The organism is Sinomonas notoginsengisoli (genome assembly GCF_021554725.1).
Classification (GTDB): Bacteria; Actinomycetota; Actinomycetes; order Actinomycetales; family Micrococcaceae; genus Sinomonas; species Sinomonas notoginsengisoli.
In genome coordinates, this window is record NZ_JAIZDP010000005.1 from 85,862 (window position 1) to 109,110 (window position 23,249).

General features: G+C 69.2%; 18 protein-coding genes. 11 read left to right on the plus strand and 7 right to left on the minus strand.

The window, feature by feature from the left end; genetic code table 11:
• Positions 1-184 precede the first annotated feature (184 nt).
• The 7 genes from LF262_RS10355 to LF262_RS10385 all read right to left on the minus strand — a co-directional run bounded on the left by LF262_RS10355 (position 185) and on the right by LF262_RS10385 (position 10,759).
• Positions 185-1,834, minus strand: coding sequence for a LuxR C-terminal-related transcriptional regulator (locus LF262_RS10355; RefSeq protein ID WP_235780247.1), 1,650 nt, complete (start codon positions 1,832-1,834; stop codon positions 185-187).
• Positions 1,835-1,944: 110 nt separating this feature from the next.
• Entirely contained in the window at positions 1,945-4,563 is a 2,619-nt protein-coding gene (locus LF262_RS10360) for an MMPL family transporter (RefSeq protein ID WP_235780249.1), read from the minus strand.
• Positions 4,564-4,637: 74 nt separating this feature from the next.
• Positions 4,638-5,249 (minus strand): TetR/AcrR family transcriptional regulator, encoded by a 612-nt coding sequence (locus tag LF262_RS10365; protein ID WP_235780250.1) that lies wholly within the window; start codon positions 5,247-5,249, stop codon positions 4,638-4,640.
• A gap of 284 nt (positions 5,250-5,533) precedes the next feature.
• On the minus strand, positions 5,534-6,952 hold the full coding sequence (locus LF262_RS10370; protein WP_235780251.1) for a dicarboxylate/amino acid:cation symporter: 1,419 nt from the start codon (positions 6,950-6,952) through the stop codon (positions 5,534-5,536).
• Positions 6,953-7,110: 158 nt separating this feature from the next.
• Positions 7,111-8,862, minus strand: coding sequence for a DUF885 domain-containing protein (locus LF262_RS10375; RefSeq protein WP_372462764.1), 1,752 nt, complete (start codon positions 8,860-8,862; stop codon positions 7,111-7,113).
• Positions 8,863-8,912: 50 nt separating this feature from the next.
• Positions 8,913-9,170: an acyl-CoA carboxylase subunit epsilon gene (locus tag LF262_RS10380; protein ID WP_235780253.1), complete on the minus strand. Its 258-nt coding sequence runs from the start codon at positions 9,168-9,170 to the stop codon at positions 8,913-8,915.
• Complete coding sequence (locus tag LF262_RS10385; protein WP_235780255.1) at positions 9,167-10,759, minus strand: acyl-CoA carboxylase subunit beta; 1,593 nt, start codon at positions 10,757-10,759, stop codon at positions 9,167-9,169. Before LF262_RS10385 ends, LF262_RS10380 begins: the two co-directional genes overlap by 4 nt.
• A gap of 265 nt (positions 10,760-11,024) precedes the next feature.
• Between LF262_RS10385 and LF262_RS10390 the strand changes: the two genes are divergently transcribed.
• The 11 genes from LF262_RS10390 to gatB all read left to right on the plus strand — a co-directional run bounded on the left by LF262_RS10390 (position 11,025) and on the right by gatB (position 23,214).
• Positions 11,025-11,921, plus strand: a complete 897-nt coding sequence (locus LF262_RS10390) for an SDR family oxidoreductase (RefSeq protein WP_268933769.1) — start codon at positions 11,025-11,027, stop codon at positions 11,919-11,921.
• 80 nt (positions 11,922-12,001) lie between these two features.
• On the plus strand, positions 12,002-12,904 hold the full coding sequence (locus LF262_RS10395; protein ID WP_235780256.1) for a biotin--[acetyl-CoA-carboxylase] ligase: 903 nt from the start codon (positions 12,002-12,004) through the stop codon (positions 12,902-12,904).
• On the plus strand, positions 12,897-13,487 hold the full coding sequence (locus tag LF262_RS10400; protein ID WP_235780258.1) for a PH domain-containing protein: 591 nt from the start codon (positions 12,897-12,899) through the stop codon (positions 13,485-13,487). Before LF262_RS10395 ends, LF262_RS10400 begins: the two co-directional genes overlap by 8 nt.
• Positions 13,487-14,731 (plus strand): adenylate/guanylate cyclase domain-containing protein, encoded by a 1,245-nt coding sequence (locus LF262_RS10405; RefSeq protein ID WP_235780260.1) that lies wholly within the window; start codon positions 13,487-13,489, stop codon positions 14,729-14,731. Before LF262_RS10400 ends, LF262_RS10405 begins: the two co-directional genes overlap by 1 nt.
• A 177-nt stretch (positions 14,732-14,908) precedes the next feature.
• Complete coding sequence (locus LF262_RS10410; RefSeq protein ID WP_235780262.1) at positions 14,909-15,673, plus strand: PP2C family protein-serine/threonine phosphatase; 765 nt, start codon at positions 14,909-14,911, stop codon at positions 15,671-15,673.
• 291 nt (positions 15,674-15,964) lie between these two features.
• Entirely contained in the window at positions 15,965-18,292 is a 2,328-nt protein-coding gene (ligA, locus tag LF262_RS10415; protein ID WP_235780440.1) for an NAD-dependent DNA ligase LigA, read from the plus strand.
• Positions 18,289-19,191: an inositol monophosphatase family protein gene (locus LF262_RS10420; protein WP_235780267.1), complete on the plus strand. Its 903-nt coding sequence runs from the start codon at positions 18,289-18,291 to the stop codon at positions 19,189-19,191. Before ligA ends, LF262_RS10420 begins: the two co-directional genes overlap by 4 nt.
• A gap of 5 nt (positions 19,192-19,196) precedes the next feature.
• On the plus strand, positions 19,197-19,727 hold the full coding sequence (locus LF262_RS10425) for a GNAT family N-acetyltransferase (RefSeq protein WP_235780268.1): 531 nt from the start codon (positions 19,197-19,199) through the stop codon (positions 19,725-19,727).
• Positions 19,728-19,822: 95 nt separating this feature from the next.
• The gene (gatC, locus tag LF262_RS10430; RefSeq protein WP_235780269.1) at positions 19,823-20,119 is read left to right on the plus strand and encodes an Asp-tRNA(Asn)/Glu-tRNA(Gln) amidotransferase subunit GatC; all 297 of its coding nucleotides are present in this window, start codon (positions 19,823-19,825) and stop codon (positions 20,117-20,119) included.
• A 3-nt stretch (positions 20,120-20,122) separates the two neighbouring features.
• Positions 20,123-21,700 carry an Asp-tRNA(Asn)/Glu-tRNA(Gln) amidotransferase subunit GatA gene (gene gatA / locus LF262_RS10435; RefSeq protein WP_235780271.1) on the plus strand — a complete coding sequence of 526 codons (1,578 nt, stop codon included), beginning with the start codon at positions 20,123-20,125 and terminating at the stop codon, positions 21,698-21,700.
• Positions 21,701-21,702: 2 nt separating this feature from the next.
• Positions 21,703-23,214 (plus strand): Asp-tRNA(Asn)/Glu-tRNA(Gln) amidotransferase subunit GatB, encoded by a 1,512-nt coding sequence (gatB, locus tag LF262_RS10440; RefSeq protein ID WP_235780273.1) that lies wholly within the window; start codon positions 21,703-21,705, stop codon positions 23,212-23,214.
• The last annotated feature ends 35 nt before the right edge of the window (positions 23,215-23,249 follow it).

A 23,249-nucleotide genomic window follows, 5' to 3' on the forward strand; every position in this document is an offset into this window, starting at 1 on the left:
CCGCGTCCGCGCCGCCTTGACGAGCATCGGAAGGTTGCTCGATGCGAAGAGCGCCGTCGAGACGGTGCCGGCGAGGACTGCGGGTTCCATGCCTTTCACGCTACGCAGTGCGGGCATGCCGCGAATCGGCACGATTGCCCATGCGCGGCCCATTTCGCGCCCCATTCTGGGCTGCACCCCATGGTCATTTCGGCCCGGGCGCGGCAAGGCCCGCGCGGAACGCCTGTGCCGCTGCGGCCGTCCGTGAGGCAACGCCGAGCTTGGCGAGGATCGCGGCCACATGGTGGGCAACCGTCCGTTCGCTCAAGAACAGCTGCAGGGCGATGTCCCGATTGGACAGGCCCGTGCACACAAGCTGCAGGACGTCCAGTTCTCGCGGACTGAGAGGAGCGTCCGACGACGGTGGGTCGCCTGATGCGGTGCTGTCGCGGCCCGTCGGGGTGCCTGCGGGAGACCCGGCGCCGAGGTCGGCCAGCATGGCCCGGGCTGCTTCCATCTCGAAGCGCGCGGTGACTGGGTCGGCGAGCGAGAGGCAGGCCTCCGCCTTGAGCGCGAGGGCGCGTGCCGCCTCATAGGGGACTCCGAGCCTCGACCACAGTGTCCAGGCCCGGTCCGCCTCGCGCAGCGCGTCGCGGACCAGTCCGGCTCGCAGATGGATCCGGGCTGACGCCGTCGAGGCGAGGGCGGATGTCCATTCGGTCGGGTGCTGCTCATCGAGGCTGGCCAACTTCCGGCATGCCGCCTCCGCGGCCTCCGCGTCTCCGGCAGCCAGTTCCACCTCGACGCGCGCCGCGAGGAGTTGGTGCCCGTAGGCTGCGTTGTCCAAAAGCGCGGAACTGCGCAGGAGGGCCTGAGCCTCCGCCGTGCGGCCCTGGTCGAGCCGCAGCAGTGCGAGCCCGGGCAGCGGGTCCCATCCGCAGCGCAAAGCCTGCGCGTACAGCTGGTCGGCCTCCTCGTGCCGGCCCCTGAGCCGCTGGATCTCGGCTTCCTCGTAGAAGGAGCTGAACCCGGCAGGGAAGTCACCCGCCCGGTACTTCGTCTGCGCGTCACGCGCTGCTTCAAGCGCCTCGTCCCAGGCCCCGTGCAGGCGGAACAGCTCGGCACGGTGCGCGTCGCACTTGCCGGAGAACTCCACGAGGTCGCCCTCGTTGTTCCTCCAGGCCGCTAGTGCCGCGGTCCACTCGCGCGCCCGCGTGAGGTCGAAGGCCACGTGGCAGCATTCGATCGCGTGGCAGTACACGATCCCTGCCGTGAGCGGACCGGTTGCCCCTGAACCGATGATCGCGATGGCCTCATCGAGCAGCCCGAAGGCCTCGTCGAATTCGCCAGCCCCCACGAGCGTGAATGCGAGTCCCATCTCGGCGATCGCGAGGACTTCCGGGTCTCCCAGGGGCCTCGCGATCTCGAGCGCGCGGCGGAAGAGCGCCTCGGCGCGTGGCCTCTCCCCTTGGAACTGCAGGGCGAAGGCCTCCGGGGTCAGGGCCAAGGCGTGCTCGGGGGTGGGCTCGGGAAGATCGTCGAGGAGTCTCTGGCACCTCACGGTCCAGCCCAAGCACTGGGAAGGCTGCGCGCGCATGAGGAGGTAGAACGCGAGCCACAGCCCCACGCGCGCCGCGCTTCGGGCGTTGCCTGACCTCTCGAACGCCTCGTGGGCTCGGACGAGCCCGGCGATGGTCTCGGAACTCCGGCCCAGCATCCAGTAGCTGGTAGCCAGCCGCTCCGCGTCCCGAGCCTCGAGTCCGACCGCCCCGTCCTCCGCGAGCAGGCCTTGAGCTGCCTCACCCCACCTGCGGGAGGCGAAGGCCTCTCGCGCGGCGTCCAAGGCCCCGGACATCGCGGCACCTCCTCAGCGCGAGGGGGACAGGCGCGCGGAACTGCGCGCCGTGTCCCCACCAGCTGCCCTCAGGATAGACCCGGGGCCGCGCCGCCTCAACGGGCGCCTTGCTAGCTGCCCACCGGCTCCCGTTCCTCCTCCGCGCGGGGGCGGGCGGCCGCCGTCGTGCGCTCCAGCTTGGCGCCCTCGATGTCGAGGTCAGGCAGGAGCCGGTCAAGCCAGCGCGGGAGCCACCAGGCCGCTTTGCCGAACAGTCGCATGACGGCGGGCACGAGCGTCATGCGGACCATGAACGCGTCCAGCAGCACGCCGAGCGCGAGCCCGAACCCAAGCGGCCGGACCATCGTGAGGTGGCTGAAGATGAAGCCCGCGAACACGCTCACCATGATGATCGCCGCGGCTGTGATGACCTTGGCGGCGTGGTGGAAGCCGGTCCGGACGGCCAGGTGTGCCTCCTGGCCGTGCGCGAAGGACTCGCGGATGCCCGAGGTGATGAAGACCTGGTAGTCCATGGCGAGTCCGAACAGGATGCCGATGAGCAGGATCGGCATGAAGCTCAGGATTGGGCCGGGGTGCGTGACGTCGAAGACCGGGCCGAGCCAGCCCAACTGGTACACGGCCACCACCGAGCCGAACGCCGCACCGAGCGAGAGCAGGAAACCGGCCGTGGCGAGCACCGGCACGAGCAGTGACCGGAACACGAGCAGCAGGAGGAGGAACGAGAGCCCCACCACGATCGCTAGGTAGACCGGCAGAGCGTCCGCGATCTTCGAGGTCACGTCCACATTCGCAGCGGTCTGGCCGGTCAACCCGATCGAGACGCCGGTCTGGGACTGGATCGCCGGGCCCTCGGCCCGCAGGTCGTGGACCACCTGGACGGTGCTCGCGCTTGCGGGACCCTCCGTGGGGACCACGCGGAACACGGCCGTGCGGTGGTCCGGGCTCAGCGCCAGCGGGACGGCGGCCACCACGCCCGGCACGGAGCGGAGCTGGTCCACGACGTCGAGCTGCTTGACCTTGGCCGCGGTATCGTCGAGGCCCGCGGGGAGTTCGCCGACCACGACGATGGGTCCGGTCATGCCTGCACCGAAGTACCTGCCGGTGGCGTCATAGGCCTTGTACGAGGTCGAGTCCACGGGGTCGGCGCCGCCGTCCGGGAGTGCGAGGTGCAGCTGCGCCGCAGGGATGGTGAGCGCGCCGAGCAGGAGCACCGAGGCGACGACGGCGATCCACGGGTGCCCCGTGACCCACGCTCCCCAGCCGTGGTTGGACTTGTCGAGGTCCGCGCGGGCCGCCTCGGCCTCGTGTCCGGGCTTCACGTTCTCCCGGTCGGCCTTGGCCCAGCGGCGCTTCGAGACGATGCGCCTCCCGACGAGTCTCAGGACGGCGGGCAGGAGCGTGACGGCGATGAGCACCGCGACTGCGACCGTGGCGGCGGCCGCAACGCCCATGACCGCGAGGAACGGCAGTCCGGGGACCACGAGGGCAACCAGTGCGATGACCACCGTGAGGCCGGCGAACACGACAGCGGTGCCGGACGTGCCGATCGCGAGCGCGACGGACTCCCGCGGATCCATGCCGTTTAGCAGCTGGTTGCGATGTCGATTGAGGATGAACAGCGAGTAGTCGATGCCGACCGCAAGGCCGAGCATGAGGCCGAGCATCGGCGTCACCGAGCTCATCTCGATCAGGCCCGTGAGGGCGAACGTGCCGCCGACTCCGGCCGCCACACCGACGAGCGCCATGACGAGGGGCAGGCCGGCAGCGACGAACGTGCCGAGCATGACGATGAGCACGAGGGCCGCAACGGCAACGCCGATGGCCTCGGCCGGCCCGAAGATCTGGTTGATGTCCTGAGTGAGCTCCTTGCTCGCGTACCCCTTGACCCCGTTGACGCTCGAGGCGATGTCCTGGATCTGGGTGCGCAGCGACTGCGGGAGGCTGTCCGTCGACTTGGTGAACTGGATCGGCGCGATGGCGGCGCGGTTGTCCGTGGAGACGAACCTCAGGCCCGCGGATGCGTCAGCCTGGCGCTTGCCGAGTGCCAGATCGGCCTTCTTCTGGGCGATGGTCTCGGCGCCGTCGGCGGCCTGCTTGGCACCGGCGTCGTACTTCGCCTTGCCGGCCTCGTACTGGGCGCGCCCCGCGTCGAGCTGTGCCTGGGCTGACGCGGTGGCCTGGGCGATCGCGGCCTCGGGAAGGCCCTGCGCGGCGAGGGCCCGCTTCTGCGCGTCGAGCTGCGCCTGGCCGGCGTCGAGCTGGGCCTTCGATGCATCTAGCTGCGCCTTTGCGGCGTCGAGCTGTGGCTTGCCGGCGTCGAGCTGGGACTGGGCCGCGTTAAGCTGCTTCTCGCCGTCGGCGATCTGCGGGGTGGCGCCGTCGAGCTGGGCCTGGGTGGCGAACGGGTCCGTGACGCTCTGGACGCCCTCGAGTCCCTTGATCTTCTGCAGCGCGGCGCTGAGGTCCTTCCTCTGCGCCTCCGCGAACGGGGCGTCGGGGGACTCGAAGACGAGGGTCGCGTTGCCGCCGGCTGAGGACGGCAGGTCTGCCTTCAGTTTGTCCAGCATGCGCTGGGTCTCGGTGCCCGGAATCTGGAACGTGTTGGTCGTGGTGCCGTGGAACGCGGCGGCCGAGCCTCCGACGGCCGCGATGATCACGACCCAGAGGGCGATGACGAGCCACCGTCGGTCGTAGGCGAACCTGCCGATGCGGTAGAGGAGTGAAGCCATGGGTCTCTCTCTGGGGTGGGACGGAAGTGCGGAATCGCGTGGGGCGGGTGGAGTTCGGGCGAGCTGCCCGCAGATCAGGGCACGTCGAAGCCGGCTCGGAGGTGGGTGATCGCCTCGCGGAGAAGCGCGCGGAGCCTGGCGAGGGACGACGGCGAGAGGTCGCCTTCGCGCTCGGCGAGCCAGACCTCGAGGGCGGCTTTCCCGCACGCGATGACGCTCGCGGAGAGGGCCTCGACGTACAGGGCGCCGAGTCCGGGCTCGCGGGAGCGGATGGCAGTGGCAATCTTCTCGGCGCACTCGTCGAACGCCTGGAGCTGGAAGCGGGTCACGGGATCGTGGCCCACGCCCAGGAGGAATGATTGGGCCATGGGGGCGATGAGGTCATTGTCCGCCAGGCCGGTGAGGACGTGGAGGGCCGAGTCGAGGAGGGATTCGTCGACCGGCCGGTCGGCCAGCTCGCGCAGAGCGGTGTCGAGGAAGCCGAACGTGGGTGCTGCGATGGCCTCGTCCACGCTGCCGAAGTAGTTGAAGAACGTGCGCCGGGACACGCCGGCCGCGTCCGCGAGTTCCTCGACGGTGAATCCGCCCACGCCACGCTCGGCCGCGAGGGCCAGCCCGGCGGCGATGATGGACTCCCGCGTCGCGGCCTTGTTCTGCTCGCGGCGGGAGGGTGTTTCGGTAGTCACCCCATTACACTAAGTGCAACTTTGCACGAAGGGCAAGTTTGCACCCGGGCGCAGTGCAGAGCTTGAGGGGTCATGTCCCTGCGCTGAGGGGTCATCACCCTGCGCTGAGGGGTCATCTCCCTCGCACGGGCGCAAAGACGCCCTGCCGCGAGGAGATCGCCTGGAGGCGTCTCGTTCGCGACAGGGCATCTCGTGGGAAGTCATTGACCAGTCACGGCAGGGATATGACCCCTCAACGCGGGGGCGGGGCCCTCAACGCGGGGAGCCGAGCGTTTGGCTAGCCCTCAGCGGGCGGCAGCCAGCTCGCCGTCGTGCGCATTCTCGGCGCCATCAGCGCTGGCGCTCCCCTCACGGGACTCGTCATTGAACGGGTCGCCGTGGCGCGGCGCGTTGTAGAGGCCGAGGTCGAGGATGCCCTGGCGCCTGCTCACGATCGTGGGGACGAGCGCCTGCCCGGCCACGTTCACCGCGGTGCGGCCCATGTCTAGGATGGGGTCGATCGCGAGGAGCAGGCCCACACCGGCCAGCGGGAGGCCGAGGGTGGAGAGCGTCAGCGTCAGCATGACGACGGCGCCCGTGGTGCCCGCCGTCGCGGCGGAGCCGAGGACCGAGACCAGCACGATCAGCAGGTACTGGCTGAAGTCCAGGTTGATGCCGAAGAACTGGGCCACGAAGATCGCGGCGACAGCCGGGTAGATCGCCGCGCAGCCGTCCATCTTGGTGGTCGCGCCGAGCGGCACGGCGAAGGAAGCGTAGCCGGACGGCACGCCGAGGTTTCGCTCGGTGACGCGCTGCGTGAGCGGCAGCGTGCCGATCGAGGAGCGTGAGACGAACGCGAGCTGCACGGCCGGCCACACACCGGAGAAGTACTGCTTGATGGACAGGCCATGGGTCTTGACCAGAATCGGGTAGACCACGAACAGGACGAGGACCAGCCCCGCATAGATCGCGACGGTGAACTTGCCGAGTGCGCCGATGGTGTCCCATCCGTAGACGGCGACCGCATTGCCGATGAGGCCGACCGTACCGAGCGGGGCCAGGCGGATGATCCACCAGAGGACCTTCTGGATGATCTCGAGGGCCGAGCGGTTAATCGTCAGGAATGGCTCCGCGTTAGTGCCGATCTTCAGTGCGGCGACGCCCACGGCGATCGCGATGACGAGGATCTGCAGGACGTTGAAGCTCACGCTCGTGGTGACGGCGCCGCCGTCCGCTACCGTCGAACTCGCGGACAGTCCGAGGAAGTTCTTCGGGAACAGGCCGGTGAGGAAGGCCCACCAGTCGCCCGTCTTTCCGGCGTACTTGGCCTCCTGGGTAATCCCGGTGTTCGCACCCGGCTGGAAGAACACGCCTAGGCCAATCCCGATCATGACCGCGATGAACGCTGTGATGGCGAACCACAGGAGAGTGTTCCAGGCGAGTTTGGCCGCGTTGGAGACCTGACGCAGGTTGGCGATCGAGCTCACCACGGCGGTGAAGATGAGGGGGACCACCGCCGTCTGCAGGAGGCTCACGTAGCTGCTGCCGATCGTGGCGAGGGTGCTGCCGAGGCCGTTCGGGCTGGCCTTCGTGCTGCCCGTGTACTTCGCAAGGAGCCCGAGGGCAAGGCCGACGACGAGGGCAGCGATGATCTGCGGGCCGAACGAGGTGGCCCACGTGGGGAGCCGGCGCTCGGCGCTCTGGGTGCTGGTGGAGGTGCTCACCGGTACACCGTAGGGCGGACACAAATAGCATACGATGCTTGTATTTCGCAGTGTGACGCCGAGTATGACGGCGTGGTGACCGCACATTCCCCGAAAAACGTGCCTTCAGGCGGCATTTATTACGCTATTCCCCCTCTCCGTATGGGATATCTCACCCCTCAGGCCACCAGCGCGCGACGCAGCGTGTCGAGGCCCACCGAGCCTAGATTGAGGGCGCGCGTGTGGAAGGCCTTGAGGCTGAACTCGCGGCCCTCCGCCTCGGCTTGGGCCTTGAGTTCCGCTCGGATCTGCTCCCAGAGCCTCTGGCCCACCTTGTAGGACGGCGCTTGGCCTGGCCAGCCGAGGTAGCGGTGGAACTCGAAGTCGAGCTGGCCCTCGGAGATGTCCAGGTTCTTCTTGAGGAACTCGTAGCCCTTCTCGGCTGTCCACGTCCCCGAGCCCCACCGCCCGGGGACCTCGAGCTCGAGGTGGACGCCGATGTCGAACACGACGCGTGCCGCCCGCATCCGCTGGCCGTCCAGCATGCCCATCCGGTCGCCTGGGTCGGCGAGGTACCCGAGCTCGTCCATGAGCCGTTCCGCGTAGAGCGCCCAGCCCTCGCCATGGCCGGAGACCCAGCAGATGTTCCGCCGCCAGTCGTTGAGGAGCTCGCGGCGGTAGACGGCAGTGGCGCACTGCAGGTGGTGGCCCGGCACGCCCTCGTGGTAAACGGTGCTCGTCTCGGCCCACGTGGTGAAGGTGTCCTCGCCCTCGGGCACCGACCACCACATGCGGCCTGGCCGGGAGAAGTCGTCTGAGGGGGCCGTGTAGTAAATGCCGCCGTCCTGAGTGGGCGAGATCATGCACTCGAGCTCGAGCATGGGGCCGACGATCTCGAAGTGCGTTCCGGCGAGGTCCGCCACGGCCCGGTTCGAAAGGCCCTGCATCCAGGCCTTGAGCGCATCCGTGCCCTTGAGCTGGCGGCCCGGATCGGCGTTGAGGGCCGCCTTGGCCTCGGCGATGGTTGCGCCGGGCTTGATCTGCTCGGCCACAGCCTCCTGCTCGGCGATGATGCGGTCCAGCTCCGCCACACCCCAGGCGTACGTCTCCTCGAGGTCCACCACGGCGCCCAGGAAGCGGCGCGACTCGAGCGCGTAGCGCTCCCGGCCCACCGCGTCCTTCTCCGGCGCCTGCGGAAGGAGCTCGTCCTCGAGGAAGTCCGCGAGGCCGGCATACGCTGCGGAGGCCGCGGAACAGCCCTGCCCGAGGGCTTCGGCGACGTCCGCCGGGAGCCGCGCGCCGCCGTCGAGCGCCGCGCCTGCAGCGAGCTGGGCGAAGAATCCGGTGCCGCTGGCTGCGTACTTGCGGCATTGGCCGACCACGGCACGCACCTGCCGTGCGGCGGCGACCTTTCCGTCGTCGGCGGCCGCCCGCAGCGAAGCAAGGTAGCCTTCAAGGGCGCCGGGGACGTTGGCCGCGCGTCCGGCGATGTGGCGCCACTGCTCCTCGGTGTCGGTGGGCATCAGGTCGAAGACCGCGCGGATGCGCTGGGCCGGCGAATGGATGTTGTTCAGCTCGGCGGCGACCCACCCGCTCTCGTGGCGTTCGACCTCGAGGCCGAGCCGCTCGCGCATCGCATCGATCGTGACATCGTCGATCTCATCGGCGCCTCTCACGCCGTCGAGGGCAGCGAGCGTTTCCCGGACCAGGGCGACGTGGGCCTCGTGACCGGCCGGGGAGTTGTCACCGTACTCCGTTTCGTGGCCCGGGTGCCCGAGCTCGGTGGCAAGCGCGGGGTCGAGTTCGAGGAGCCTTCGGGTGAAGTCGTTGGCGACCGCATCGGCCGCGCTCACTTCGTGTCCCTTGGGGTGTTCGGTGGTCTTGTCAGTGTTCTGCGTCACGCTGACGAGCCTAGCGCCCCACACCGACATCTGAAAGAACCCCTGCAGATTGACGCCGCCGATCCGCGGTGTGGATGACGTCAGGCGCGGCCGCGACGCTGCGCGATCATGTGCCGCGGGCGCAGGTTCGCCCGGCGGATGCGCTCCCGGCGCGTCGGGGAGGTCGGCGTGGCCTGGGGTCCGGCCGGGACGGCGCCAGCAGCGATTGCCACTGTGAGCGCCGCGATCTCCTCCGGCGTCGGATTGCCCTTCGTGACCGAGAAGAGCAAGGGCGCGCAGACGACGGCGGGCGCCTCCCCGCCGTCGTGTGTCGCCTCGGTCTTCGGATCTGTGCTCACAGCGGGATGTTCCCGTGCTTCTTGGCGGGCATGGACGCGTGCTTGTCGCGCAGGGCACGCAGGCCGCGGAGCAGCTGCACGCGGGTCTCGGAGGGTGCGATGACAGCATCCACGTGCCCGAGCTCGGCGGCCTGGTACGGGTTGAGGAGCTCCTCCTCGTACTGTTGGATGAGCTCGGCACGTTTGGCCTCGACGTCCCCGCCCTCGCCGCCGTCCGCGACAACGGCGGCCAGCTCGCGCCGGTACAGGATGTTGACGGCACCCTGCGCCCCCATGACGCCGATCTGCGCAGTGGGCCACGCGAGATTCAGGTCCGCGCCGAGCTTCTTGGATCCCATGACGATGTAGGCACCGCCGTACGCCTTGCGGCAGATCACTGTGAGCTTGGGGACGGTGGCCTCGGCGTACGCGTAGAGCAGCTTGGCACCACGGCGGATGATGCCCTGGAACTCCTGCTCTTTGCCGGGCAGGAAGCCGGGGACGTCCACGAGGGTGATGATCGGGATGTTGAACGCGTCGCAGTGACGGACAAAGCGGGCGGCCTTCTCGGAGGCCGCGATGTCGAGCGTCCCGGCGAACTGGATCGGCTGGTTCGCGACAATCCCCACGGTGTGGCCCTCCATGCGCCCGTAGCCGATGATCACGTTCGGCGCGTAGAGGGACTGCATCTCGAGGAAGTTGCCCTCGTCGACGATTCCCTCGATCACGGTGCGCATGTCGTAGCCCTGACTCGCAGAGTCGGGGACGAGGGCGTCGAGGGCCGCGTCCTCCGGGGTCTCCTCAAGCTCCTGGTCGGACTCGAGGACGGGTGCCTCGACGAGGTTGTTCGAGGGCAGGAAGTCGAGGAGCTCGCGGACAAACTCGATGGCGTCGGCTTCATCGGAGGCGAGGTAGGTGGCGGTGCCGGTCGTGGCGTTGTGCTGCCGTGCGCCGCCGAGAGTCTCCATGTCCACCTCCTCGCCTGTGACGGTCTTGATGACGTCTGGCCCGGTGATGAACATGTGGCTCGTCTTGTCGACCATGACGATGTAGTCGGTGAGTGCGGGGGAGTACGCCGCGCCGCCGGCCGAGGGACCCATGATGACGGAGATCTGGGGTACTACCCCGGAGGCGGCGACGTTGTTTCGGAAGATGTCCGCGAACATCGCCAGGGACGCGACGCCCTCCTGGATGCGGGCTCCGCCGCCGTCCAGGATGCCCACCACGGGGAAGCCGTTGCGCAGCGCGTACTCCTGGACCTTGACGATTTTCTCGCCGTTGACCTGGCTCAGCGAGCCGCCGTAGACGGTGAAGTCCTGGCTGTAGACGGCGACTGGGCGCCCGTCCACCGTGCCGTAGCCCGAGACGAGCCCGTCGCCGAGCGGCTTCTTCTTCTCCATGCCGAACGCCGCGGAGTGGTGCACGCGCAGGGAGTCGAACTCGACGAAGCTGCCGGCATCGAGCAGGAGATCGATGCGCTCCCGTGCCGTGCCTTTGCCGCGCGCGTGCTGCTTCTCGATCGCCTCCCGGCCCGACGGCGCGAGCGCGGCCGCCCGCCGGTCGCGGAAGTCTGCGATCTTGCCTGCGGTCGTGGTCAGGTCGTGGGTCACGCTCACTCCAGCTTGTCGGTCGGTGCGCACTCGCGGTGGCTTTCGTAGGTTCCGCACAATCGGCGAAGCCGTCACCTCAGTCTAGTGAGGCGGACTCGGCAGACGCGTGTAGGAACCCTACAATGTCCGTCGCTGTGGAAGGGACTGGGCGCACGACGGCGCCGGCGGGCTCGGCGGAGTCGGAACCTCCAGCGGGGCGGGCCGAAGTCAGTACTCCCCGCCGATCAAGTTACTGACTAGTAACATCGTGTCGTACACTGTCCGCATGACGCGGATCACATCGCACGCGGGAGGGACCGCGAACGCCATCATCACCCCGGGCGCCGTCCCCACGCTCGCCAGCCGGACCATCCTCATGAGCGGCGGCAGCCGTGGCATCGGCCTCGCGATCGCGAAGCGCGCGGCCGCGGACGGCGCCAACGTCGCCCTCCTGGCCAAGACTGCACTGCCGCACGCGAAGCTCTCCGGTACGGTCTACACGGCGGCCGAGGAGATCGAGGCGGCTGGCGGCCAGGCGCTCCCGATCGTCGGCGACGTCCGCAAGGACGAGGATGTGGCGCGCGCCGTTGCGGCGACCATTGAGCGGTTCGGCGGGATCGACGTCGTGGTCAACAACGCCTCCGCGATCGACCTCTCCACCACGGAGGCCGTGGACATGAAGCGCTACGACCTGATGCAGGACATCAACGTCCGAGGCACGTTCCTCCTCTCCAAGCTCTCCCTCCCGGCCCTGCGCGCCTCCTCCCGGGCCGGCACCGACGCCCACATCCTCACGCTCTCCCCGCCCCTGAACCTCGACCCGACGTGGGCTGGCCGCCACCTTGCCTACACCATGGCGAAGTACGGCATGAGCCTCACGACGCTCGGCCTCGCCGAGGAGCTGCGAGCGGACGGGATCGGCGTCAACTCCCTCTGGCCCGCGACCCTCATCGACACCGCGGCGATCCGCGCGATGCCCGACGGCGACACGCTCGCCTCCGCGGGCCGCTCGCCGCAGATCGTGGCCGACGCCGCGCACGTGCTCCTCACGAGCGACCCTCGCACCACCACGGGCAACTTCTTCATCGACGAGGAGGTCCTGGCCGCGCACGGCGTGACGGACTTCGCCGAGTACAGCCCCGGCACGCCCGAGGACCGCCTCATTCCGGACATCTTCCTCTGACGAGGTGCCCTGCGCCGATTCGCGGACACCTTCCCCGAAAACCCCCCGGCGCCGGAACCCGGCGTCGGTACGATTCATTCATGGACGATCACGCGCAGCCCCAGGTCCAGGACCACGCCCGCGGACCTCTTGACAGGTCCCTCCTGGGCCCGGGCCTCGCGCAGGAGGCTGGCATGTCACGCCTCGAGGTGGTGGACGATATCGACTCGACCAACACCGAGCTCGTACGCCGGGCCGGGGCGGACCCGGACGGCTGGGGCGACTTCTCCGTGCTCGTCGCCGGCCACCAGACCGCTGGCCGTGGCCGGCTCCAGCGGCACTGGGAATCGCCCGTCGGCGCATCAGTGGCCGTCTCATTCGTTCTGCGCCCTCACCGCCGCGATGCACGGCCCCTGCGGACCCAGAGCTACTCGTGGATCTCCCCGCTCGCTGCCCTCGCGCTCCGGGAGGCGCTTGCCGTCTCCGCCGGGATCGAGGCGAGTGTCAAGTGGCCCAACGACGTGGTCGTCGACGGCCGCAAGATCTCTGGAATCCTCGCCCAGCTGGCGCCGGGTGCGCACGGGGCTCCGCCCGCCGTCGTGCTCGGGACCGGCATCAATGTGGGCCAGGTCGAGGAGGAGCTTCCGGTTCCCACCGCCACGAGCGTTGTCCTCGCGACCGGCCGCCAGATCAGGCGCGAGGACGTCCTCGTCGCGTACCTCCTCGCGTTCGGCCGCCGGTACCGCGAATTCTGCGCTGCCGACGGCAACCCCGAACTGCCGCTCTCAGACGGCCGCGGCCTGTGGGGGCAGGTTGAGGACGCGACGGTCACCTTGGGCAAGCGCGTGCGGGTGGAGCTCCCCGGCGGACGGACGCTCGTGGGGCGGGCCACCGGGCTGGATGCCCATGGTGCCCTGCGCGTGGTCGAGGAGGACGGCTCCCGCCACTCGGTCGCGGCGGGTGACGTGGTGCACCTGCGTCCGGCCGATGGCGGCTATGCGTAGGATCCTCACACCCGGGGAGCAGCTCATCGTCACGACGCGGCGCCATGGCAGGATGCTGGTGCCTCCCGCCGCGGTGCTCGTCCTGGCCAGTGGTCTGGGCGCGTTCGCGGCCGGGTGGCTGTCCCGAGGGCATCTCGAACAGGCTGTCACCTGGCTGCCGAGCGGTGTGCGGCCGTGGCTCGCGCTCGTGCCGGTGGCCCTGGCCGTCTGGGTGATCCTGGGGTACTGCCTGCGGGAGCTCGTCGCGTGGCGCTCTGTGAGCTATGTGCTCACGAGCCGCCGGGTGCTGCGGCGCGAGCGGGGCCTCACGCGGCGGGACCGCGAGATGCCGCTTTCCTTGGTGCGAGACGTCAACGTACGTCAGGGATTCATGCAGGGGATGCTCAGGTCCGGAACGATAATCTTGTCCTCGGGCCAGTCGGCGCAGTTGACGCTCGCCGACGTGCCGGAGGCGCGCCGCTTCAGCGAGTTCGTCCTCGACGCCATCGAGGAGCTGCCCAGCGATGACTGGGAGGCGGATCGGGGCGATGAGATCACAGACTTCAGCGATGCGTCGCTTCCGTGGGAACTGAGGGAGGACTGATGGACGAGCCGACGGGAGAGCCGCGGGCCGGCGCCGCGGAGGACGCTGATGCCACGGCCGACGCAGCTGCCACCGCCCCGGTCCTCGGCCCCTACCTCGACGAGGACGCCGACGCGGACGCCGACGCGGACGACGACGAGTACGACGACGATGCTCACGGTTTTCCCGTCGAGGCCTCCCAGCCCACCGTTCCCGCACGGGGGCTGGGCCCTTCGCGGCGTGTGAAGGAGCTCGAGGCCCTGCTGCTCGGCGGAGAGCGGACACTCAAGCGGCGGGAGGTGGCCGCGGGGGTGGGCCTCTCCTTGTATTCCGCCCGCAAACTGTGGCGGGCCCTCGGCATGCCCAACTACACCGACGACGACTTGGCGTTCACCCAGGCGGACCTCAGACACCTCAAGGTCGTCCCCGCGCTTGTGCGCGAAGGCGTCATTACGGAGGATGCCGCGCTCTCGGTGACGCGTGCTATCGGCCAAATGACGGACCGCATGGTCGTGTGGCAGGTCGAGGCGCTCGTCGAGGACATGGTCTCGACCCAGGGAATGACCGATGCCGAGGCGCGGCTCGCCCTCCTCGACAGGATCCCCGAGCTCATCGAGCCGCTCGAGGAGATGCTCGTCTACTCCTGGCGCCGCCAGCTCACGGCCGGTGTTCAGCGGCTCGTGCTGCGAGTTCAGGCCGGTCTCGAATCGAGCGCGGAGGGCCGCGACGGGTCGGAGGACGACGCTCCACTTCCGCTCGCACGCGCCGTCGGCTTCGCGGACCTCGTCTCCTACACCTCCCTGTCCCGGCGCATGAACGAGAAGACTCTCGCTCAGCTCGTGCAGCGCTTCGAGAACCGGAGCTCCGAGATCATCACGATGGGCGGTGGCCGCCTCGTGAAGACGATCGGCGACGAGGTGCTGTACATCGCTGAGACGCCCGCAGCGGGGGCGCAGATCTCACTGGCCCTGTCCAAGGAATTCGAGGACGACGAGATCCTTCCCGAGTGCCGCGTCGCCATGGTGTGGGGGCGCGTGCTGAGCCGGCTCGGGGACATCTACGGTCCCACCGTGAACCTGGCGGCCCGCCTCACCTCGATCGCGGACCCCGGACAGGTCCTCGTGGACGACATCACGGCCAAGGCGCTCAGTGGCGACGACCGGTTTGTGCTTGAGCCCCAGGAGCCGGAGATGGTCCGTGGTTTTGGGGAGATTCATCCGGTCGCACTCCGGCACGGGGCTGGGCCGGGCATCGTGCTGGATTGAGCTCGCTGCGCGCCGGACTGAGCCTGCCGGGCGCAGGTCCGCGCGTGTGACAGTATGGTCGGGCAGGGGCGCCCTTGGGCCCGAAAGCGGTGGGCCGCAGACAGTTCAGGGCCTCTGGCCCGCGCTGACGGACTCCACGTTCCACCGCCGCCCCCCAGCGAACGGAAGGGGACACGCGTGACCGACAGCCACGCGCAGGAACATGTTCCGCACTTGCGGCTGGCTGTGGGCTTCGGCACCGACCGTGGCCTCCGCCGCGAGCTCAATGAGGACTCGTTCCTCGCGCAGGATCCTGTGTTCATGGTCGCCGACGGCATGGGCGGGCACGAGGCCGGGGAAGTGGCGAGCGGGCTCTGCGTCGAGACGCTGCGCGATGCCGCGAGCTTGGCCCCTGGGACGCACCAGGCCACGGCGCAGGACATCCAGCAGGTGATCGAGCAGGCCGACCGTCGCATCAGGGAGGCGACCGGTGCCCGCGCCGGCACCACGCTCTCCGGGGCAGTGCTCTTGGAGATCTCCTCGATGCCCTACTGGCTGGTCGCGAACGTGGGTGACTCGCGCACGTACCGTCTCGCTAGCGAGGGCCGCCTCACCCAGATCAGCATCGACCACTCCGAGGTGCGCGAACTGATCGATGCCGGGGAGATCACCCCCGAGGAGGCGCTGTTCCATCCGCGCCGACACGTCGTGACGCGTGCACTGGGAACGGGGGAGGACGCCGAGGCGGACTTGTGGCTCCTGCCCGTCGAGGACGGCGACCGCATCCTGGTCTGTTCTGACGGACTGACGGGCGAGCTGCGGGACGAGGAGATCCGTGGCCTTCTCTCCACCCGGGCGGATCCGCAGGACGCTGTCGAGGCCCTCATCGATGCTGCTCTCAGGGCCGGCGGCCGGGACAACGTCACCGTGATCGTGGTCGACGCGCAGGACGTCGCTGGTTAGTCGGGTCGGCGTGCAGCCGCAGCGGGAACTCGTGTCCGCTGCTCATGCCATGAGTATGATACTTATATACGATGCTGAGAGCGAGCATTACAGGGAATAGTGCATATATTCGAAACAATGCGGGCTGATCCCCAAGGGGCGGCATACGGCGGATGCGCGCCGCCGTCCTGCGCCTTCTGACGCTGCGGGGAACCTGCAGAAGTGTCCGAGCCATGGGGCAAGATAGTCAGCGTGAGCCCAGAAGCAGCGAGCACCCAGGCAACGAGCACAGCAGCGGCAGACGGCGCGGCGGTGGTGCCGTCTGAGTCGCTCCGCGAAGAGTACGACGCCCTCGCGGACGAGGTCCGCCGGCATCGCGCGCTGTACTACAACGAGGACGCACCCCTCATCTCCGACGCGGAGTACGACGCCCTGTACCGGCGACTGGAGGAATTCGAGGCGCTCCACCCCGAGCTCGTAGCCAATGACTCGCCGACGCAGGAGGTCGGCGGCGAGGCCACGGCGGCATTCGCCCCGGTCGAGCACCTCGCACGCATGTACAGCCTCGAGGACGTCTTCTCGCTCGACGAGCTCGAGGCCTGGATCCGCCGTGCGGAGGCGAGCGTCGCGGCCATGGGGCTCCCTCCGGCGAAATGGCTCACGGAGCTCAAGATCGATGGCCTCGCCGTCAACCTCCTTTATCGCAAGGGCGAGCTCGTCCGGGCTGCCACGCGCGGTGACGGACGCACCGGCGAAGACGTCACGCACAACGTCCTGACCATCAAGGACATCCCGACCCGTCTCGCGGGCGAGGGCCATCCCGAGGAAGTCGAGATCCGAGGCGAGGTCTACATTCCCACCAAGGCGTTCACCGAGTTCAACGAGGCGCTCATCGCCGCGGGCAAGGCACCGTTGGCCAACCCGCGCAACGCTGCCGCCGGCTCGCTGCGCCAGAAGGACCCGGCCGAGACGGCCAAGCGTCCTCTGAGCATGTTCGTCCACGGCATCGGCGCCCGCGAGGGCCTTGCAGCCAGGAGCCAGGCGGAGACATACGAGCTGCTCAAGGCTTGGGGACTGCCCACCAGCCCGTACTGCGAGGTCCTCGACTCCTACGAGCAGGTGCTGGCGTTCATTGAGAAGTACGGCGAGAAGCGGCACAGCCTCATCCATGAGATCGACGGCATCGTGGTCAAGGCCGACGACTTCGCGACGCAGCGCGCGCTCGGCCATACCTCCCGCGTGCCGCGCTGGGCCGTCGCGTTCAAGTACCCGCCCGAGGAGGTCCACACGAAGCTCCTCGACATCCTCGTCAACGTGGGCCGCACGGGCCGGGTAACTCCCTTCGGCCTCATGGAACCGGTCAAGGTAGCCGGATCCACCGTGGAGATGGCCACACTCCACAACCAGGACGTGGTCAGGGCGAAGGGCGTGAAGATCGGCGACGTCGTGGTGCTGCGCAAGGCCGGGGACGTGATCCCCGAGATCGTCGGCCCAGTCCTCGCGCTGCGAGAGCAGCAGGATCCTCCTGTCCGGGACTTCGTGATGCCCACCGAGTGCCCCTCGTGCGGCACGCCGCTCGCGCCGAGCAAGGAGGGCGAGGTGGACATCCGCTGCCCCAACGCCCGTTCCTGCCCGTCCCAGCTGCGCGAGCGCGTGTTCCATCTCGCAGGGCGCGGCGCCTTCGACATCGAGGCGCTCGGCTGGGAAGCTGCGATCGCGCTGACCCAGCCGGCCGAACCGACGGTACCGCCGCTGCAGAACGAGGCCGGGATCTTCGAGCTCACCCCCGAAGACCTCCGGGATGTCAGGATCCGCCGCGAGAAACGCTCCAAGGGCAAGGGCACAGGCCAGTGGGACCTCGTGCCGTACTTCTACACGAAGCCGACCGCCAAGGCCCCGTCCAAGCCGACCGCGAACACCGAGAAGCTGTTCCGCGAACTCGAGAAGGCCAAGGGCCAGCCGCTGTGGCGCGTGCTCGTCGCACTGTCCATCCGCCACGTCGGTCCCACCGCTTCACGCGCGCTCGCCACACGGTACGGCTCGATGAGGGCGATGCGCGAGGTTCTCGCGACCGAGAACGCGCGGGAGCAGCTCTCTGAGGTGGACGGGGTGGGACCCATCATCGCCGATGCCCTCATCGAGTGGTTCGCCGAGGACTGGCACCGTGAGATCGTGGATCGCTGGGCCGCAGCCGGCGTGAAGATGGAGGACGAGAAGCACACCTCGGCGCCCCGCACGCTGGAGGGGCTCACCGTGGTCGTCACCGGAAGCCTCGAGGGGTTGAGCCGGGACGAGGCGAAGGAAGCCATCCTCATCCGCGGTGGCAAGGCGGCCGGCAGCGTGTCGAAGAAGACGGACTACGTCGTGGCAGGCGAGAGTGCGGGGTCCAAGCTCGATAAGGCCGAGCAGCTCGGTGTCCGGGTCCTCGACGAGGAGGGCTTCCTCGCGCTGCTCGCGCAGGGCCCGGCGGGGGTCGGGGATGCGCCGGTTGGTGACGAGGGCGCGCAGGCCGTGGGGGAGCGGAGCGAGGCGGAGCCGGAACGCGTTGCTCCAGCGCACGACGGCGGCGCTGACGCCGCCTCCCGCGAGGAGCTCGCCGCCCGCATCGGCGAGGCCGAGGCCGAGGAGGATCCAGAATGAGCCACCCTGACTCCGAAACCGCGCAGCCGGCCGAGTTCGCCGCCAGCCTCCTGCAGACCGCCCGGCGCGCGGCGGCGGCGGGTGCCGCAGTCCTTGCGGGGCGGGACGCGGGCGTGCTGAGCCGCGTGGACGGCGCAGCGGAGACGAAGAGCTCGGGCAGCGACTGGGTCACCGAGTTCGATCTCGCTGCTGAGAAGGCCGTCCGGGCGGTGCTCGCGGCCGAGAGGCCGAATGACACGGTCACCGGTGAAGAACAGGGAACGAGCCGTGTCACCGAGCCGAGCGGCTTCAGATGGTCGATCGATCCGCTCGACGGCACGACCAACTTCATCCGGGACATCGTCTACTACGCGACGAGTGTCGCTGTGGCCGATGCCGAGGGGGTGTGGCTGGCCGGTGTGGTCAACGCGCCCGCACTGGGCCGGGAGTACTGGGCGGTGCGCGGTGGCGGGGCCTGGCGGCTCGACGTTCCCCGCTCGCTCGGAGGCGAGGGCGGGTCGGAGCCGTGGCCGCGGCGCCTCAATGGCCCTGCGGCGGGCCGTGCCGAGGCCGGATCGGCGCTCCTGGCCACCGGCTTCAGCTACGATCCCGGCGTGCGCGCAGAACAGGCAGCCTCCCTGCCCGGGCTGATGGAGGGCTTCGGGGACATGCGCAGGCTGGGATCGGCCGCCTTGGACCTCTGCCTCGTGGCTGACGGAACCCACGACGCCTATGGGGAGCGGGGCCTCAACGAGCACGATTTCGCCGCGGGAGCCCTCATCGCCGAGGAGGCCGGCTGCTGGGTGCGCAGGCCGATCCTCACGAGTCCGCTCCTCGGCGGGCCGAGCGACCAGGAACGCCTTGCCGGCTGGACCTGCGCTGGAGGACTCGAGTTCTCCGGCCGCTTCCCCGTCGAGTGACCACTGTGACTGAACCGAGCGAAGCGCAGCGGAGACACGGGACGTCACTCACCATCCGCGAAGCGAGCCCCGAGGACTATCCAGAGATCGTCCGCATCACCGAGGCCGCCTATCTCGGCGCCGGGTATTTCGAGGGACCCGAGCACCCCTACATGCGCCAGATCGCAGACGTCTCCTACCGGGCAGCGCGGGGCACGGTCCTCGTCGCGGAGCGTGACGGCCGGATCGTGGCCTCGGTGACGGTCATGGCCCACGGCGACGGCTTCGACCAGGTGGCCCGCCCAGGCGAGTACGAGTTCAGACTCCTCGTGGTGGACCCGAAGGCGCAGCGGATGGGGGCCGCGACCGCACTGGTGGCCGAGGTCGAGGCGAGGGCCCGACGCGCGGCAGCGACCGCCGTCGTGCTGACCACGGGTGAGGGCTGGGAGGCCCCGAACGCGCTCTACCCCACGCTCGGGTACGAGCGCGCGCCCGAACTCGACTGGCCTGTCCCCGGCACGGACATCATGCTGCCCGTGTACATCAAACGGCTTTGACGGGGCCGGAGCCGGACCGGGACCTCCGCGCAGACTGCCTTCCCGTCCCGCGACTAGACTGGTCCGCGAACACTGAAACCTTCATAGGGAGATCCATGGCTGAGATCACTCGCGACGACGTTGCGCATCTCGCGCAGCTCGCGCGGATCGAGATGAGCGACGCGGAGCTGGACAAGATGGCGGGCGAGCTCGCCCACATCGTGGACGCCGTCAAGAGCGTGAGCGAGGCCGCCGGGCCTGACGTTCCGGCCACGAGCCACCCGATTCCGCTGCAGAACGTCTTCCGCGAGGATGTGGTCGGCCACGTCCTGACCCCGGCCGAGGCGCTCGCGGGCGCACCCGATTCCGACGGGGGCCGCTTCAAGGTCCCGGCCATCCTGGACGAGGAGTAAGCCATGTCCCTCAATGAGAAGATCCTCAGCGAACTGATCACGTCCAGCGCATCCGCCCTCGCCGAGAAGCTCGCCGCCAAGGAGGTTTCCTCGGAGGAGGTCACCCGGGCCCACCTCGACCGCATCGGCGAGGTCGACGGCGGCGAGAGGGGAGTCCACGCCTTCCTGCACGTCAACACGGAGGAGGCCCTCGGCGTCGCACGTGCGGTGGACTCCGTCCGCGCGGCGGGCGGGGACGACGCCTCGGCCCTCCACCCGCTCGCGGGCGTCCCCATTGCGATCAAGGACCTCATCGTCACTGTCGGGCAGCCCACCACGGCGGGCTCCCGCATCCTGGAGGGCTGGATGAGCCCGTACGACGCAACAGTCATCAGGAAGATCCGCGCCGCGAAGCTCCCGATCCTCGGCAAGACCAACCTCGACGAATTCGCCATGGGCTCCTCGACCGAGCATTCGGCGTTCGGCCCGACCCGCAACCCCTGGGACCTCGACCGCATCCCGGGCGGCTCGGGCGGCGGGTCAGCGGCGGCTGTCGCGGCGTTCGAGGCCCCGCTGGCGCTCGGCACCGACACAGGCGGATCCATCCGCCAGCCCGGCGCCGTCACCGGAACCGTCGGTGTCAAGCCGACGTACGGTGCCGTCTCGCGCTACGGTGCCATCGCGATGGCCTCGAGCCTCGACCAGATCGGCCCGGTATCCCGCACGGTCCTCGACTCGGCGCTCCTCCAGGAGCTCGTCGGGGGCCATGACCCCTACGACTCGACGTCGCTCACCGACTCCTTCGACACGCTCGTCGCCGCGGCCCGCAGTGGCGCCGTCGAAGGCTCGCTCGAGGGAGTGCGCATCGGCGTGGTCAAGGAGCTCGGCGGTGAGGGCTACCAGGCCGGCGTCGAGGCCCGCTTCCGCGAGGCGCTCGCACTGCTCGAAGGCGCGGGCGCGCAGGTCGTCGAGGTCTCCTGCCCGAACTTCAAGTACGCGCTCGGTGCCTACTACCTCATCATGCCGTCCGAGGTCTCCTCGAACCTCGCCAAGTTCGACGGGGTCCGCTACGGTCTCCGCGTGATGCCGCAGGACGGCCCAGTGACCATCGAGCGGGTCATGGCCGCCACGCGTGCCGCTGGATTCGGCGACGAGGCCAAGCGCCGCATCATCCTCGGCACATACGCGCTCTCGGCTGGATACTACGACGCCTACTACGGCTCGGCGCAGAAGGTCCGCACCCTCATCCAGCGGGACTTCGACAACGCGTTCGCTCAGGCCGACGTTCTCATCTCCCCGACCGCGCCCACCACGGCGTTCCCCCTCGGAGAGAAGCTCGACGACCCACTGGCGATGTACCTGAACGATGTCGCCACCATCCCGGCCAACCTGGCCGGCGTCCCGGGCCTGTCCCTCCCGAGCGGCCTCACCGAGGAGGATGGCCTGCCCGCCGGCATCCAGCTCCTCGCCCCAGCCCGCGAGGACGCGCGCCTGTACCGTGTGGGTGCGGCTCTCGAGGGCCTGCTCGAGGAGCGGTGGGGCGGTCCGCTGCTCGCCAAGGCGCCGGTGCTCGGGGCCGAGAAGACGACTGGAGTGAAGTAGAGATGGCATCCACCGACACGATCCTGTCCTTCGAGGCGGCCATGGAGCGCTTCGACCCGGTTCTCGGCTTCGAGGTCCATGTCGAGCTGAACACCAGGACCAAAATGTTCTCCTCAGCGCCGAACGTGTTCGGCAACGAGCCGAACTCCGACGTCAACGAGGTGGACCTGGGCATGCCCGGCGTCCTGCCCGTGGTCAACAGGGCCGCCGTCGAGTCGAGCATCAGGATCGGCCTCGCGCTCAACTGCGAGATCGCCGAGTCCTGCCGGTTCGCCCGGAAGAACTACTTCTACCCGGACACGCCCAAGAACTTCCAGACCTCGCAGTACGACGAGCCGATCGCCCATGACGGGTGGCTCGACATCGAGCTCGAGGACGGCACGGTGTTCCGCGTCGAGATCGAGCGCGCGCACATGGAGGAGGATGCCGGCAAGCTCACCCATATGGGCGGCGCGACCGGCCGCATCCAGGGCGCGGACTACTCCCTCGTGGACTACAACCGTGCAGGTGTGCCGCTCGTCGAGATCGTCACCAAGCCGATCGTCGGCGCTGGCTCCCGCGCCCCTGAGCTGGCCCGCACCTACGTGGCTGCGGTCCGCGAGATCGTGAAGAACCTCGGCGTCTCGGACGCCCGGATGGAGCGGGGCAACGTCCGCTGCGATGCCAACGTCTCGCTCATGCCCAAGGGTGCCACGCAGTTCGGCACCCGCTCGGAGACCAAGAACGTCAACTCCCTCCGCTCGGTCGAGCACGCGGTCCGCTTCGAGATCCAGCGGCACGCCGCAGTCCTCGCAGCGGGGGAGAAGGTCATCCAGGAAACGCGGCACTGGCACGAGGACACGCGCACGACGACGGCCGGCCGCCCCAAGAGCGACGCCGACGACTACCGCTACTTCCCCGAGCCCGACCTCGTGCCCGTGGTCCCGAGCCGCGAATGGGTCGAGGAGCTGCGCGCGTCCCTGCCCGAGCCGCCGGCGGAGCGCCGGAAGCGCCTCAAGGAGGCCTGGGGCTACGCTGACGCCGAGTTCCGCGACGTGGTCAATGCCGGCGTCGTCGACTCGATCGAGGAGACCATCACCGCGGGTGCGACCCCCCAAGCCGCCCGCAAGTGGTGGATGGGCGAGATTGTGGGCCGTGCCAAGGCCGCGGACGTCGACCCAGCCGATCTCGGCGTGACACCCGAGGCGATCGTCGAGCTCAACGGCCTCGTCGAGGGCGGCAAGCTCAACAACAAGATGGCCGGCCAGGTGCTCGACGGCGTGATAGCGCGCGAGGGCACGCCTACCCAGGTTATGGCGTCCCGCGGCCTCGTGCTCGTCTCCGACGACGGCCCCCTCCTGGAGGCCATCGACGCCGCGCTCGCCGCCCAGCCCGGCGTCGCGGACAAGATCCGCGGCGGCAAGGTCCAGGCCGTCGGCGCGATCGTGGGCGCAGTCATGAAGGCCACCCGCGGCCAGGCCGATGCTGGCCGCGTCAAGGAGCTCATCCTCGAGCGGCTCGGTGTGAAGGCCTAGCAAGCTCCTGCACACGACGGCGCCACCCACCTCGG